Consider the following 15636-nt stretch of genomic DNA (forward strand, 5'->3'; position numbering starts at 1 on the left):
CAAATAGCTCGCTATTCTCCTCAGAAGCAGAAATTTTTATCCTCAATTTCTTGCAGTCCTCGCTACGGACGCTTAAGTCCGACAGGCTGCTAGTGTCAGTTATTTAGTTTGAGTTTTTTAGAGCCGGGGTCATCATTCTGGTTCACATCAACAGGCTTTCGTTTTGGATGGTTTCTTTTGTGATTTGTTAGAGCTTCAGCGTTCTCGCAGAGCGTACTGCATGCCTGATGCTGACCGTCCTCCCCGACTACCATAAGGTCACATTTTTTATTCTCGGTGTGGTATCTACTTATATGAGACGACAGAGATCGAGAGTTCATGCAGACCGTCTCGCATGTTCGCTGCTGGCCATGCTCTGTAGTCATGATCACGTCACAGATTTGTGGTGCAGTGTGGTCTCTTCTTATCTGACTCTGTTGTGCTTGAGCATCCTTGCAGATGCTTCCGCATGGTTGCTGCTGGCCATCCTTTACGACCACGATTGCGTCACGGGTTCGTGATCCTATGTGGAATTTACTTTTATGAGCATTCAGGGCTCGAGCATTCTTGAAGGTGATCCCGCATGGCCGCGGCTGGCCATCCGGGCCGGTCAATATCTCGACACAGGTTTTTGGTCCCGTGTGGTATCCACTTTTGTGAGACGACAGGGCATGAGCATGCATGTAAATCTTTCCGCATGTTCGAGGCTGACCGTCCTTACCGACCACTGTTGCGTTGCAGGTTTGTGGCCCGGTTTGCTTTTTTCTTCTATGAACCCTCAGGGCTTTAGTATTCTTGTAGACTGTCCCGCGTGCTCGCGGTTGGCCACACTCTGTGGCCACAGTCACGTCACCAGTGTGTTGTGCGGTTTGGCCTTTTCTTGTCTGATGCTGCTGTGCTTGAGCATTCTTGCAGACCCTTCCAAATGGTTGCTGCTGGCCATCCTCCCCGACCACGGTTGCATCACGGGCTAGTGTTACTCTGTGGAATTTACTTTTATGATGCGACAGGGCTCGGGCATTCTTGAAGGCGCTCCCACATGGCCGCATCTGACCATCCGGGTCGATCACTGTCTCGACACAGGTTTTTTGTCCTGTGTGGTATCCACTTTTGTGAGACGTCAGGGTATGAGCATTCTTGTAAATCTTCCCGCATGTTCGCGGCTGACCGTCCTCACCGATCACTGTTGAGTTGCAGGCATGTGGCCCGGTGTGCTTTGTTCTTCTTTGATCAGGCAGGGCTTTAGTATTCTTGAAGACCTCACTGAGTAGTCGCTGTTGGCTCCCAATCAGTGTTGTATCACAAGTTTGTTGTCGGGTGTTGCCTTTGCGATCTGATAGGGCTTTTTGATCATGTGCTGCTCCGAATGCAACCTTCTTAGGTGTTACCGGAGGTTGTACTGTGCCTGTCTGGGTAAGCGTAAAAGAAATTACGGTTTTTTCCTCAAGGTTATTGGTAACGAGTTGAAGAGTATATGGATCGAGTGACCCATGAATGACCGTAATATCATTAATGGTGGAAGGCGCATTCCCATGCATTGGCGCATCATCACTGGGTGGCCATTCAACTGGCTCTCTGCTGGCAGATGATGGCCGGAATTGGCAAATGCCATGACAGGGACGAACAAAGCAGTTTAGACCCAAAGTATGAAGGTATTGTTGAGGATCTCCGTCACCGTCGGCAGAGTCAGAATCCGGGATAGTGGTGAAAGAGTCTGTAGGCTGGGTGCCCGCTTGAGAGGCATGCTGGCTTGATGATTCTGATGGATGGTGTCGTTGTTGGTTATGTCCAGAGCCAGGCACTACAGTGAAGGAGGCAACTGGATGCCCTCCCTGTGTCAGCATAGTTGTTGCTTTTTGTTGTTCGATCGGTTTAAACAACAGAAAATATATATTCCAATAGTTTTTTAAAAGCCAGCCGAAGGTAACAACCACTTCTACGGGTATCCATGAATAAGAGTTAGGGCCGGGAGAAGCGTCTTTGGTGTCCGGGATCAGTTCGTAACTCAATTGCATATGAGTGGTGTAAAGCCACTGCCACGAAATAGATCCAATAAGGATCATTTTTACCCCGTAACTGTAAAAAATGTGTCGTTTGTTATCGGGCAGCGATTCAAGTTCTTCATAATCTCTTGTGTCGGCAATGTCTGACGGGTCGCCTGGCAATGTTTGCAGACATCGCTTTACAGAAAAGCTCTGGTCTGGCGACACTGCATTTTGTTCAAGCTCGACCATAACATATTCTGTCCACAGTTCGGCTTGACAAACGACAGAAAAAAACTGCAATAGTAAGAGCGATGCCGAAAACAGTGTTGTCTCAAAGATTGGGTATTTAATAATTCTATCCCTGTATTCTGGTGACTAGAGAGCAAGGATAGATCAAGATAATGAGTCTGTTTTCTGTCAAAGACCTTTTATAAAAGCCTAAGGTAGCAACGGGAAAAAACTCACGAAAGGAGTATCAGATCTTTAGTCATTCAATTTACCTTTTCTAGGGCTTGGGTCACCACTCTGGGTGAGATCACAAGACTTGTGTTTTCGATATCTTCTTTTGTGATCCGCCAGGGCTAGGCGATTCTTGCAGACCTTCCCGCATGGAAGCAGCTGTCCATCCTCTCCGTCTATGATCAAGTCGCAGGTTTGTTGTTCGCTGTGGGCCCTTCTTTTGTGATCTGCCAAGGATCTGATATTCTTGCGGACCGTCCCGCATGGTCGCAGCTGACCATCCTCCCCGATCACGTTCAGGTCACAGGTTTGTTGCCCACTGTGCTCTCTTCTTTTGTGATCTGACAGGATACTGGCATTCTTGCAAACTGTCCTGCATGGTAGAGGCTGGTCATCCTCCCCAACTATAGGTATGTTGCAGATTTGCGGTCCGGAGTGCTCTCTGCTTTTGTGAGAAGACAGAGATTGTGGGTTCTTACAGACCTTCCCACATGGCCGCTGCTGACCATCCTCCCCGACCACGGCCACGCTACAGGTTTTTTGCACCGAGTGTTCTCTTCTTTTGTGAAACGACAGGCCCTTGGCATTCTTGCAGACCGTCCCGCATTGTTGCGGCTGGCCTTCATCCCCAATCACTGTTACAGCACAGGTTTGTTGCCCGGAGTGCTCTCTGCTTTTGTGAGAAGACAGGGATTTAGAATTCTTAAAGACCTTCCTGCATTGCCGCTGCCGTCTATCCTCTCGGGCCACGGTAGTGTAACAGGTTTGTTCACTGCTATGGGTTATTCTTCTGTGGTCTGCCAGCGCTCGTGTATTTTTGCAAGCCTTCTCACACGGTCGTTGCTGACCATTCTGCCCGACTAATGTCAGACTGCAGATTTTTGGCCCGGTGCGGTCTCTTCTCATGTGATTCGACCGGGCTTTTTCGCGATGGGTGGCCTCTCCGGAAGGAAGGCAGCCTGAAGATGAAGTCCCCGCTGGGTTGGTCAAATGAGCAGGTGTACAGGAAATCCCTGTTTCTTTGGCTTGATTATGACCAGCTAGCTTGAGTAGTCCATTGATTATAATCCAGTCATCAGGAGGGGTAGGCAAATTCCTTTGCATGGTCTCATCACAATTGGTTGATCCGTCTGGATCAGTTGCATTGACTGCCCCTGAACTTACTGAGTGTGAAGGGTTTTTTGAACTTTCAATGAAGTTCAACGGCCATTCAGCAGACTCTCTGCTGCGTGATGATGGTCGAAGACTACAAACGCCAAGGCAGGGAGAGATAAAACAATTTAAATCTAAAGTATGCTGAGGTTGATGAGGGCCCCTGTTACCATCGCCTGAGTCAGAATGCAGGGAGCTTCTGAACATGCCTGTATGTTCGTTCGTTGCGCCTGAGGCTTGCTCGCCGGATGATTCTGATAGCCGACTCGGTTGTTGGGTATGTCCAGAGCCAAACATTACTTCTACAGGTAGCCATGAATAAGGGGTGGAGCATAGCGACAGCTCTTTGGTGATCACGGTCAGCTTGTATCCAGCCAGTAAATGAGAGAGGTAAAGAAACTGCCACGAAATCGATTTTATAATGCTCCTTTTGACTCTGTAACTGACAAACCTGTGTCGTTTGTTATATGGCGGCGAATCTGATTCTGCATAGATATTTGTGTCGGTAATGCGCGGTAGATGTCCAGGAAATACAGGCAGGTGTCGCTTTATAGAAAAGCTATGGTTTGGAAAAACCGAATTTTGTTTAAGCTCGACAATAAAGCGTTCTGTCAATGGTACTGCCTGACAGACGACAGAAAACAAAAATATCGGCGATAATAGTACTGACAAGAGTGAGTGTCTAATAATTCTATCCTTGCATTCTAGTGTGTAAGGAGAAAGGATAGATCAAGAAAATAAGTCTGTTTTCTGTCAAAGACCTTTTGTTAAAAAACAAGGGCGGTACAGTGAAAACCTCATGAAAGGAAGGGACTTATTCAGTTAACCTTTTTCAGACAGGGGGCATCATCCTGGTTCACATCAAGATGCTTGCGCTTTCGATGGTTTCTTTTGTGATCCGTCAGGGTTTTGACATTCTTGTAGGTCTTCCCGCATGGCCGCAGCCGACCACCTTCTCCAACCACGGCGACGTCGCAGATTTGTTGCCCGGTGTGATCAGTTCTTTTATGATCAGACCGGGCTCTGGCATTTTTAAAGACCTTCCCGCATGGCCGCAGCTGCCCATCCTCGTGGACCACGGTCACTTCACAGGTTTTTTGTCCGGAGTGCTCTCTGCTTTTGTGAGATGACAGAACTTGAGCATTTTTGCAGACCGTCCCGCATGGCCGCAGCTGACTATCCTCCCCTACCACTGTCATGTAACAGATTTGTTGTCCGGAGTGCTCTCTGCTTTTATGAGCAGATAGGTCCAAGGCACTTTCGCAGACCGTGCCGCACGGGCGCTGCTGACCATCCTCTCCGATCACGGTTACATTACAGGTTTGTTGCCCGCTGTGGACTTTTCTTTTGTGATCCGTCAGGCCTTTAGCATTCTTGCAGACTGCACTGCATTGTCGCGGTTGACCATCCTCCGCGATTACTGTTATGTAACAGACTTTTTGCCCGCTGTGGATCTTTCTTTTGTGTTCCGACAGGGCTTTAGCATTCCTATAGAGTTTCCCACATGGCCGCAGTTGACTGTCCGCACCGACTACTGTCTCATCACAAGTTTTTTGCCCGGAGTGCTCTCTGATTTTGTGAAACGACAGAGTTTGAGTATTCTTGCAGACAGTACCGCATGGCCGCTGTTGGCCATACTTCCCAACCACTGTCTCGTCACAGGTCTGTTGCCCGGTGCGGTCTCTTCTTTTGTGATTCGACAGAGCTTGTTGGTCATGGGAAGGCGTACAGAAAATCCCTGTTTCTTCAGGATGTGTATGATCGTGTAGTTTGAGCAACCCATTGATTATAATCCAGTCATCAGAGGTGACAAGCAAGTTTTGGGGCATTGTCACATCATTATTGACGGGCCCGGCTGGGTCAGTTGCATAGGCTGCCCCTGCAATTATCGAGAATCTGGCATTATCAGCATCAAAATGACCGGTGCAACGAACGCAGAGCCCATTAGCCATGTGGGGGTGTGAGCTTTGTCCGGGTGTTGTCCCTGTATGGACTGTCGAATTTTCTGCGGAATTCAACGGCCATTCAGCGGGTACTCTGCTGTAGGTTGATGATCGAAATATACAAACGCCACGACAGGGATGGACAAAGCAATTTAAACCCAAAGTATGCAGAAGTTGTTGAGGGCCTCGGTTACCGCCGCCAAACGTAGAATACAGGGGGCTGGTGAAAGTCCCTGTAAGTTCGTTCGTTGCTCCTGAAGTATGCCCATCGGATGATTCTGATAGCGGGTGTGGTTGATTATGTTCAGAGCCAGGTACCATAGCGATGGTGATAAAACCCTGTTTAAGCGTAGAGTTTGCCTCTTGTTGTACGATTGGGTTAAACGACGGTGAACTAGGGTTCCAATAGCTTTTCACAAGCCAGCATACAGCGACAACCACTTGAGGAGGAAGCCATGAATAAGGTTTGGAGAACAGATAACTCACTTTGGTGGTCAGGATCAGTTCGTAGCCGCCAACCAGCATTTGAGTGGCGTAAAACAATTGCCACACAATCGATTCAATAAGGGGCGTTTTTACCCCGTAATTTTCAGATCTGCGTGGTTTTTCATCAGGAAGCAAATATGATCCCGCATAGCCGCCTTTGCCGGCAATGTCTGGCGGATTGCACGCTAAGGCAGTCAGGACACGCTTTACAGAAAAGCTCTGGTTGGGAAAAACTGAATTTTGTTGAAGCTCGACGATAAAACGTTCTCTTAATGGTTCGGCCTGACTGGAGACAGATAATAATATCAGCAACAGCAGTGCCCAAAAGAATAAGTTTTTAATGATTCTATCCCGGCATTCTGTAAGTTAGAGAGGAAGGATAGATCAAGAAAATAAGCGAGCTTTTTTGTCAAAGACATTCCTGTTAAAACCAAAGGCGGCACTGAGCAAAGCATGACGTCGGTCAGATCGTTACTGATTCACATCAGCACGTTTGCGTTTTCGATGATTTGTTTTGTGATCCGACAGGGCTTTGCGACTCTTACAGACCGTCCCGCATGGTCGCGACTGGCCATCTTCCCCGACTATTGGCAGGTTACAGATTTGTTGCTCGCTGTGATATCTGCCTCTATGGTCTGACAGAGCCAGAACACTTTTGCAGACAGCACCGCATGGCCGCTGCTGGCCATCCTCCCCGACTACTATCACTTCACAGATTTTATGCACGGTGTGGTATCTGGTTTTATGAGACGACAGAGACTGAGCATTCTTGCAGAGCGTTCCGCATGACCGATGCTGACCATCCTCTCCGACCACTATAACATTACAGATTTGTTGTTCGGTGTGGTGTCTTTTTTTGTGATCCGCCAGGGATCGAGCATTCTTACAGACCTTCCTGCATAACCGCAGTTCGTTATCCTCCACTACGGTTATGTGACAGGTCCGTTGCCCGCTGTGGATTTTTCTTTTGTGATCAAGCAGGGCTCGATCATTTCTGAAGACTTTCCCGCATGGCCGAAGCTGACCATCTTCTCCGAGCAATGCCTCGACGCAGGTTTGTTGCCCGCTGTGGTCCCTTTTCTTGTGATCAAACCGGGCTCTGGCATTCCTGAAGACCTTTCCGCATGGTCGAGGCTGGCCATCCTCCCCGACCAATGGCAAATTACAAATATGTTGCCCGCCGTGATATTTGCTTTTGTGATACGACAGGTTCAGAGCATTCTTGCAGACAGTACCGCATGGACGCTTCTGGCCATCCTGTCCGATCACTTTCACGTCACAGACTTGTTGTCCACTGTGCTCTCTTCTTTTGTGAACCGATAGGGAGCGAGCATTCTCGCAGGCCCTCCAGCATGGTCGTTGTTGACCATCCTTCCCGACTACCAACACTTCACAGGTTCTGTGTCCGCTGTGATATTGGCTTTTGTGAGACGACAGAGACTGCGCATTCTTGCAGATCTTTCCGCATGACCGCTGCTGACCATCGTTCCCGACCACTGTGACGTCACAGGTTTGTTGCTCGGTGTGGTGTATTCCTTCTTGATCCGCCAGTGCTTGAGCATTCTTGCAGACCATGCCGGATGACCGCAGCTGGTTGTCCCTGCCGACCACGCTTGCGTCACAGGCCGGTTGCCCGATGTGCTCCCTGCCCCAGTGAGTCGACAGGACTTGTTGGCAATGTTCAGGTGTACAGGAAATCCCGGTTTCTTCAGGGTAATTATGAGCGCGTAGTTTGAGCAACCCATCGATTATAATCGAGTCTTCAGAGGTAGTAGGCAACTTCCCGTGCATTGTCAGATCATAATTGGCGGGGCCGACTGAATCAGCTGAATAGAATGCCCCTGGACATATTGAAAGTCTGGCATTTTTAGCATCAAGATGACCAATGAAACGAAAGCAGTGTTCATCAGCCCTGTGGGAGTATGAGCTTTGTCCGGGCGCTGCCCCTGTGTGACCTGTCAAATATTCTGAGGAATTCAGTGGCCATTCAGCGGGCTCTACGCTACCGGATGATGATCGAAATTTACAAACGCCACGACAGGGATGGACGAAACAGTTTAAATCCAAAGTATGCGGAAGTTGTTGAGGGTCTCGGTTACCGTCGGCAGAGTTAAAATACAGGGGGCTGGTGAAAGTACCTGTCACTTGGGTCGTTCCTCCTGAAGCTTGCTCGCCGGATGATTCTGATAGAGAGTGTGGTTGTTGGTTATGTTCAGAGCCAGCCAACATAGTGATGGTGGCAAACCCCTCTGTCAGCATAGATGTTGCTTCTTGTTGTGCGATGGGGTTAAACGACGGTGAATAGCAGTTCCAGTAGCTTTTTAAAAGCCAGCCGACTGCGAAACCCACTTCTGCTGGCAGCCATGAATAAGGGTTGGAGAGTAGAGAGGCATCTTTGGTGTTCAGGATCAATTCGTAGCCAACCAGCCGGTGAGTGGCATAAAGTAATTGCCACGAAATCGATTCAATAAGGGGCGTTTTTATCCCGTAAAGGCCAGGTCTGTGTGTTTTTTCATCAGGCGGCGAATTTGGTCCTGCATAGCTATTTGTGTCGGCAATGTCTGGTGGGCTGATCGGTAATGCAGGCAGGCCAGGCTTTATAGAAAAAACCTGTTCTGGAAAAAACGAATTTTGTAGAAGTTCGATAATAAAACGTTCTGTCAACGCTTTGGCCTGAGAGATGACAGGCAGCAACAATAATTGTAATGGCAGTGCCATAACGAGTAAGTGTTTAATCATTCTATCCTTGGGTTCTGAGCGATAGGGAGGAAGGATAGAGCAAAAAAATAACTGTTTTTTCAGTTGAGAATTTTCTGTTAAAAAACTCAAGATTATATCGGGCAAAACCTTATGAACGTGTAGTTGTCAGCTCAAGGGTTGAGGTCTGAGTTCCGGTCCTTGTTAACAGGTTTGCGCTTTCGATGCATTATTCTGTGATACGTCATAGCGGGTGCATTCTTGCAGATCTTCCCGCATGGCCGAGGCTGGCCATCCTTTCCAACCACTGTCAGGTCACAGGTTTGTTGCGTGGTGTGGTCTTTTATTTTGTGATAGTACAGAGTTTGAGCGTTCTTGCAGATCTTCCCGCAGGGCCGGGGCCGGCCATCTTCTCCAACTAATGTCATGCAGCAGATTTGTTGCCCGGTGTGTTCTCTTCTTTTGTGATAAGACAATGTTCCAGTGTTCTTGAAAACCTTCCCGCATGGTCGCAGCTGACCATCCTCCCCAACCACTGTAACGTCACAGGTTTTTTTCCCGGTATGGGTTCTTCTTCTATGATCAGCCAGGGCTTTTGAATTCTCACAAACCAACTTACATGGCTGAGGCTGGCCATCTTTCCCACTCACCGTCACGTCACAGGTTTTTTGCCCTGTGTGGTATCCACGTTTGTGTACTGAAAGGTTTCCAGCATTCTTGCAGACTTTCCCGCATGGCCGCGGCAGGCCATTCTCCCCGAACACTGTTGCGTCACAGATTTGTCGCCCACTGTGCTCTCTTCTTTTGTGATACGCCTGGTTCCTGGCATTTTTGGAGACTTTTCCGCATGTCCGCAGCTGGCCATCCTCCCCGACCACTGTTTCCAAACAGATTCGTTGTGCGGTGTGGTTTCTTGTCTTGTGATTTGTCAGGGCTTCAGCATCTTTGCAGACCTTCCCGCATTCCCGCAACTGGCCATCCTCTCCGGCGACGGTCACACTACATTTTTTTTGTCCGCTGTGTTTTCTGCTTTTGTGCTCCGACAGGGCATTAGGATTCTTGCACACCGTCCCGCATGGCTGGTGCAAACCGTCCTCTCCAACCACTGTTACATCACAGGTTTGTTGCCCGCAGTGGATTCTTCTTTTATGAGTTGACAGAGATCGAAGACTCTTGCAGACCGTCCCGCACGACCACTGCCGACCATCCCTACCGACCATTATAACGTTGCAGGTTTCTTGCCCGGAGTGGTATTTGCTTTTGTGAGATGACAGAGATTTGGCATTCTTGAAGACCTTCCCACATGGCCGCGTCAGGCGATCCTTCCCGACCACGTTTACGACACAGTTTCGTAGTTCGGTGTTGTTTTTTCTCTTGTGATTCGACAGGCCTTGTTGGTAATGGGTGATCCCTCCGGAAGTAAAACAGACCGGAGGTGAAGTCCCATTTTCTTCTGGGAGATCATGATTAATCAGACTGAGTAACTCGTTGGTTACAATGGAGTCATCAGCGTTGAGAGTCAAATTTTCGTGCATTATCAGATCATCATTGAATGACCCGGCAGAGACAGTTGCACAGGCTGCTTCTGCACTCATTGAGAGTGTAGGGTTGCCTGCTGAATTTTCTAATGAATTCATCGTCCATTCTGCGGCGCCCCTGATATCCGGTGATGGTCGGAAACAACAAACGCCAAAACAGGGAAAAATGAAACAATTTAAACCCAGTGTATGCAGAGGTTGATAAGGGTCTCTGCTACCGTCGCCATAGCCAAAATACATGAGGTTGGTGAAGCAGTTTGTGGGTTGGGAGGTAGTTCTCTTGACTTGCTGCTCTGATGATTTTGATGACAGGTATGGTAGTTGGTCATCTCCAGAGCCATGCGTCATAGCCATGGTGGTAAACTGATTATCCCCCTGTCTCTCAGTAGAAGTTGCCTCTTTTTGGTCAATCGTGTTAAACGACGGTGAGTTTAGGTGCCAATAACTTTTTAACAGCCAACCGACAGAGACAAGCACTTCTACAGGTAGCCATGAAGAAGGCTTGGTACATAGAGGGGGTCCTTTACTGGTCAGAAATAGTTCGTAATCTATCAACAGATGATTGGCGTAGAGCGATCGCCAAAAATTTGATTCAATAATGGTCGTCTTTAACCCGTAAATGTTAAAACTGTGTCGTTTGTCATCAACCGTAGAATCAAGTTCTGCATAGCTGTTTGTGTCGGCAATGTCTTGCCAGGTTCCTGGAAAAGTATGCATTCCAGACTTTATAGAAAAGCTCTGGTTTGAAAAATTCACATACTGTATAAGTGCGACAATATCTCGTTCCGTCAAGGGTTGGGCCTGACAAACGACAGTCGACAACAGTATCAGCAATAGCGGCACCAAAAATAGTGAGTTTTTAATCATTTTATCTCTGGATTCTGATCGATAGAAAGGAAGGATAGAGCAAAAAAAATAACAGTGTTTTCTGTAAGAGAACTTCTGTTAAAACTAAAGGTTTTATCGGGTAAAACCTATGAATTTGTGACTTTCAGTTCAAGAGTTGAGACCTCTGTAGGGGGCAATTTCGTAACGAATCTTGATATAAAAGTGAGAGTGTGTACTCGCCAGCAGGTATAACTGCAAGCTTATTGACACAAGCTGAAGATTACCTTGAGCAGAATAAAACGATGGAGTCGGCCATTGTCCGCGAAAAACAGCTGAAGATGTCCCCAGGAGAGGATTGAGACTTAGTTCCGCTCTTCATTAAAAAGGTTTGCGCTTTCGATGTATTCTTCTGTGATCCGTCAGAGCGTGAGCATTCTTGCAGACCTTCCCGCATGGCCTTGGCTGGCCGTCCTTTCCAACTACTGTTATCTCGCAGGTTTGTTGCGCGGTGTGGTCTCTTATTTTGTGATACGACAGGCTTTGAGCGTTCTTGCAGATCTTCCCGCATGGCCAGAGCTGGCTATCATCCTCTCGAACTAATGTTACGTCACAAGTTTGTTGCCCGGTGTGGTCTCTTTTTTTGTGATATGACAGAGTTCCAGCGTTCTTGTAAACCTTCCTGCATGGTCGTGGCTGGCCATCCTTCCCAACCACTGTTAAGTCACAGGTTTTTTGCCCGGTGTGGTAGGTTCTCTTATGATTAGCAAGGGCCCTGGTATTCTTATAGACCTTCCCGCATTGCCGTTCCTGGCCATCCTTCCCGGCCATTGTCTCGACACAGGTTCGTTGACTGTCGCGGTCTCCTCTTTTGTAATTTGACAGGGCTTGTTGGCAATGGATAGCCCCTCCGGAAGGAAGACAACCTGAAGCTGAAGTCTCTATTGGGCGTTTGGAATGGCTGTGCGAAGAGGAAGTCCCGTTTTCTTCTGGAAGGTTATGATGACTCAGGCTGAGTAAACCGTGGACGATAATCGAGTCATTAGCGGAGACAGTCAATTTTCGATGCTCTGTGATACACTCATTGAGTGACCCGGCGGGGTGAGTTGTACCGGCTGCTTCTGCACTCATTGAATGTGTAGGGTTAGCTGTTGGACTTGCCACGGAAATCATCGTCCCTTTTGAGGCTCCCCTGCTATCCGATGCTGGTCGGAAACTACAAACGCCAAAACAGGGAAAGATGAAACAATTGAAACCCAAAGTATGCAGAAGTGAATGAGGTTCTCCGTCACCGCCGCCATAAACAGAATACAGGAGGTTAGTAAAATAACCTCTGGGTGCGTGGGTGACTTCGGGAGCCTGCTGGCCGGGTGATTCTGGTGGCTGGTGTGATTGTTGGTTGTGTTCAGAGCCAGCCACCATAGTGATGGCAAACCCCTCTCCCAGCATAGAAGTTATCTCTTTTTGCTCGGTTGGGTTAAACAACGGTAAATCGAGGTTATGAGAGTTTTTAAAAAGCCAAAGGACAGTGATAGCTGCTGCTAAAGGTAGCCATGAATAAAGGTTGGATTTTAGTGGCTTAACATTGGTGTTCAGGGTCAGTTTGTAACCCACCAGCAGGTGAGAGGCGTAAAGTAGCTGCCATGAAATCGATTCAATAAGGCGTGTTTTTATCCCATAACTGTTAACTTGGTGTCGTTTGTCATAAGGCGGTGAATCTGAATCAGTGCATCCGTTTGGGTTAGCTATGCCTGGCGGGGCCGACAATATTCGCAAGCCAGGCTTTATAGAAAAGCTCTGTTTTGGAAACAATTCATTCTTTTGAATCTCGACAATAAAACGCTCTGTTAACGCTTCGGCCTGAAAGGCGACAGACAATATCGATATCAGCAACATCAGAGCTGCAATGGATGAGTGTTTAATCATTCTATCCCTGCATTCTAATTTATAGAGAGGAAGAATAGATCAACTCATGATAAGGCGAGTGTCAGATCAAGGATCGAGGTTACCGCTCTGGTTTATATCAACATGCTTGCGTTTTCGATGTATCCTTTTATGTTGCGTCAGGTCATGAGCATTCCAGCAGACTTTTCCACATCGCCGCTGCCGACCATCTTTTTCGATCACTGGAAAATCACAGGTACATTGACCGCTGTGTGCTTTTCTTTTGTGCTTCGTAATGGCATCAGCATTCTCAAACACCAACCCGCATGACCGCGGCTGGCCATCTTCCCCGATCACCGGTGCGTTACAGGTTTTTTGCCCCCTATGATATCCGCTTTTGTGAGACGACAGGACTCCGGCATTCTTGCAGACTATCCCACATGGCCGCGGCTGACCGTCCTCCCCGGTCACTGTTTTGTCGCAAGTTTGTGGTTTGCTGTGGATCTTGCTTTTGTGAGCCGACAGGGCTCCGGCATTCTTGCAGAGCATCCCGCATGGCTGCGGCTCGCCATCCTCCCCGACCACTTTTAAGTCACAGGCTTTCTGCACGGTATGCGCTCTTCTTTTGTGATCTGACAGGGCTCTGGCATTCTCAAATAATATCCCGCACGGCCGCGGTTGTTCACCTTCCCTGCTGACCATTACGTCACAGTTTTTTTGCCCTGTGTGGTATCCGGTTTTGTGTGCCGAAAGGGTTCCTGCATTCTTGCAGACTACCCCGCATGGCCGTGGCTTGCCATCCTTCCCGACCACTGTCACGGCACAGGATTGTTGTCCGCTGTGAGTGCCTCTTTTGTGATCCGACAGGGATTTAGTACTCTTGAAGACTTTTCCGCATGTTTGCTGCTGACCACCCTTACCGATCACGGTCACGTCACAGGTTCTTTGGCTGAAGTGGTCTCTTCTTTTGTGCTTCGACAGGGTCTGTTGGCGCTGGTTACCCCCTTTGGAGGGGAGACAACCCAAAGATGAAGTCTCCAATGGAGGAGTGAAATGATTAGGTGTAAAGGAAATCTCGCTCTTTTCGGGAAGACTGTGACTACTGAGACTGAGTAAAGCAGTGATTATAACTGAGTCGTTAGGGCTGACAGGTAAATTCCGTTGCATTGGTACTTCATCATTGTTTGTCCCGGCAGGGGCAGTTGCACAGGCTGCTTCTGCATTCATTGAGTGTGAAGGGTTAGCTGTCGAACTTTCCCGGGAATTCACCGTCCAGTCTGTGACTCCCCTGTTATCTGATGATGGTCGGAAACTACAAACGCCATGACAGGGAAAGACGAAACAATTTTCACTCAAAGTATGTAGAAGTTGAGGAGGGCCTTCGTTACCTCCGGCATAGTCAGAATACAGGAGGTTAGTAAAATAACCTTTAGGTTGATGGGTGGCTTCAGGGGCTTGTTGGCTGGTTGATTCTGATGGCTGGTGTGACTGCTGGTTATTACCCGAGCCAGGCTTCATAGCGTTGATGGCAAACGGGTTAACCTGATGCACCTCTTTTTGTTCGATCGGTTTGAACGGCGTTGAATCAGGGTTCCAAAAGCTTTTTAAAAGCCAACCGACTGTAACAACGGCTTTCGAATGTTGCAATGAATAAGGGGTGGAAATGAGTGGACTATCTTTGGAGGTCAGGATCAGTTCGTAACCCACCAGCAGGTAAGTGTCGTAAAGCCACTGACACGAAATCGATTCAATTATGGTCGTTTTTAACCCGTAAACTGGTTGGTCATCAGACGGCGAATCCTGTCTTGCACAGCCTTCTGTATCAGCAATATCTGGCGGGTTGTTGGGGAGTGTATGCTGGTCATACTTTATGGAAATGCTCTCGTTTGGAAACAGTGCACTCTGTTTAAGCTCGACAATAAAACGTTCTGTCGACGGTTCGGCCTGACAGATGACAGAAAACAAAAATATCAGTAAAAGCAGCGCAAAAGAGAGTGGTTTTTTAATCATTTTATTCTTACATTCTTGTTTATCCAGAGGAATGATAGGTCAAGCAGATAAAAGACAGCCCGAAGCATAAGTCCCTATGCTTCCATGCTCATTGGTTATGCAGGATTGCCTGTCGAACTAGCCAGGGAATCACCCAATCACTGGCAAAGCATCTTAAAACCTCTTGGCTGGCATCCATAGCGTATTGGCCTTGTTGCGCTGGTCATTTTTGGCCTCTTCCAGATGGATTCAGTCAACCTGTCCCGTATTGCCCGAACTATGGGGCGCGGTATCGAAATCGACTCCAGGCGTAAACGCTTCATTTCTCCAGCTGTTTTTCGCGGATAATGGCCGACTCCATCTTTTCATGTTGCTCAAAGTAAACCAGCATGTGAACGTTATATTCTGCTCGTGAAAGAGTGGGGATCAGATCAAAGGCCGGAGTCATCGTCCTGAACCACATCAACAGGCTTGCGTTTTTGATGATATCTCTTGTGATTGTATAGGACTTGAGCATTGTTGCAGACTTTCCCGCAAGGCCGCTGCAGACCATCCTCCCCGACCACGGTTACGTCACAGATTTTTTGTCCGCTGTGGTATCTGCTTTTGTGGACCGACAGGTTTGGAATGCTGTTGCAGACCTGACCGCATGGCCGCGGTTGGCCATCCGCCCCGATGATGGTTGCGTTACAGGTCTGT

Annotated in this window: 9 protein-coding genes; all 9 read right to left on the reverse strand. The window is 48.1% G+C overall.

The annotated features are described in order from the left end of the window. Positions 1-95: 95 nt before the first annotated feature. Entirely contained in the window at positions 96-2213 is a 2118-nt protein-coding gene (locus KDK17_RS01955; protein ID WP_257274251.1) for a hypothetical protein, read from the reverse strand. 234 nt (positions 2214-2447) lie between these two features. Then, positions 2448-4190: a hypothetical protein gene (locus KDK17_RS01960; protein WP_257287218.1), complete on the reverse strand. Its 1743-nt coding sequence runs from the start codon at positions 4188-4190 to the stop codon at positions 2448-2450. A 203-nt stretch (positions 4191-4393) separates the two neighbouring features. Further along, positions 4394-6316, reverse strand: a complete 1923-nt coding sequence (locus tag KDK17_RS01965; protein ID WP_257274253.1) for a hypothetical protein — start codon at positions 6314-6316, stop codon at positions 4394-4396. A gap of 159 nt (positions 6317-6475) precedes the next feature. After that, positions 6476-8743 (reverse strand): hypothetical protein, encoded by a 2268-nt coding sequence (locus KDK17_RS01970; protein ID WP_257287219.1) that lies wholly within the window; start codon positions 8741-8743, stop codon positions 6476-6478. A 131-nt stretch (positions 8744-8874) separates the two neighbouring features. After that, positions 8875-11106, reverse strand: a complete 2232-nt coding sequence (locus KDK17_RS01975) for a hypothetical protein (RefSeq protein WP_257287220.1) — start codon at positions 11104-11106, stop codon at positions 8875-8877. A gap of 339 nt (positions 11107-11445) precedes the next feature. Beyond that, complete coding sequence (locus KDK17_RS01980; RefSeq protein WP_257287221.1) at positions 11446-12990, reverse strand: hypothetical protein; 1545 nt, start codon at positions 12988-12990, stop codon at positions 11446-11448. Positions 12991-13056: 66 nt separating this feature from the next. Then, positions 13057-14958, reverse strand: a complete 1902-nt coding sequence (locus tag KDK17_RS01985; protein WP_257274255.1) for a hypothetical protein — start codon at positions 14956-14958, stop codon at positions 13057-13059. Positions 14959-15256: 298 nt separating this feature from the next. After that, positions 15257-15385 carry a hypothetical protein gene (locus tag KDK17_RS01990; RefSeq protein WP_257287222.1) on the reverse strand — a complete coding sequence of 43 codons (129 nt, stop codon included), beginning with the start codon at positions 15383-15385 and terminating at the stop codon, positions 15257-15259. Beyond that, on the reverse strand, positions 15369-15636 hold a 268-nt coding region (locus KDK17_RS01995), incomplete at its 5' end, for a hypothetical protein (RefSeq protein ID WP_257287223.1). The genes KDK17_RS01995 and KDK17_RS01990, both read right to left, overlap by 17 nt.

The organism is Endozoicomonas sp. SESOKO2 (assembly GCF_024606245.1).
Classification (GTDB): domain Bacteria; phylum Pseudomonadota; class Gammaproteobacteria; order Pseudomonadales; family Endozoicomonadaceae; genus Endozoicomonas_A.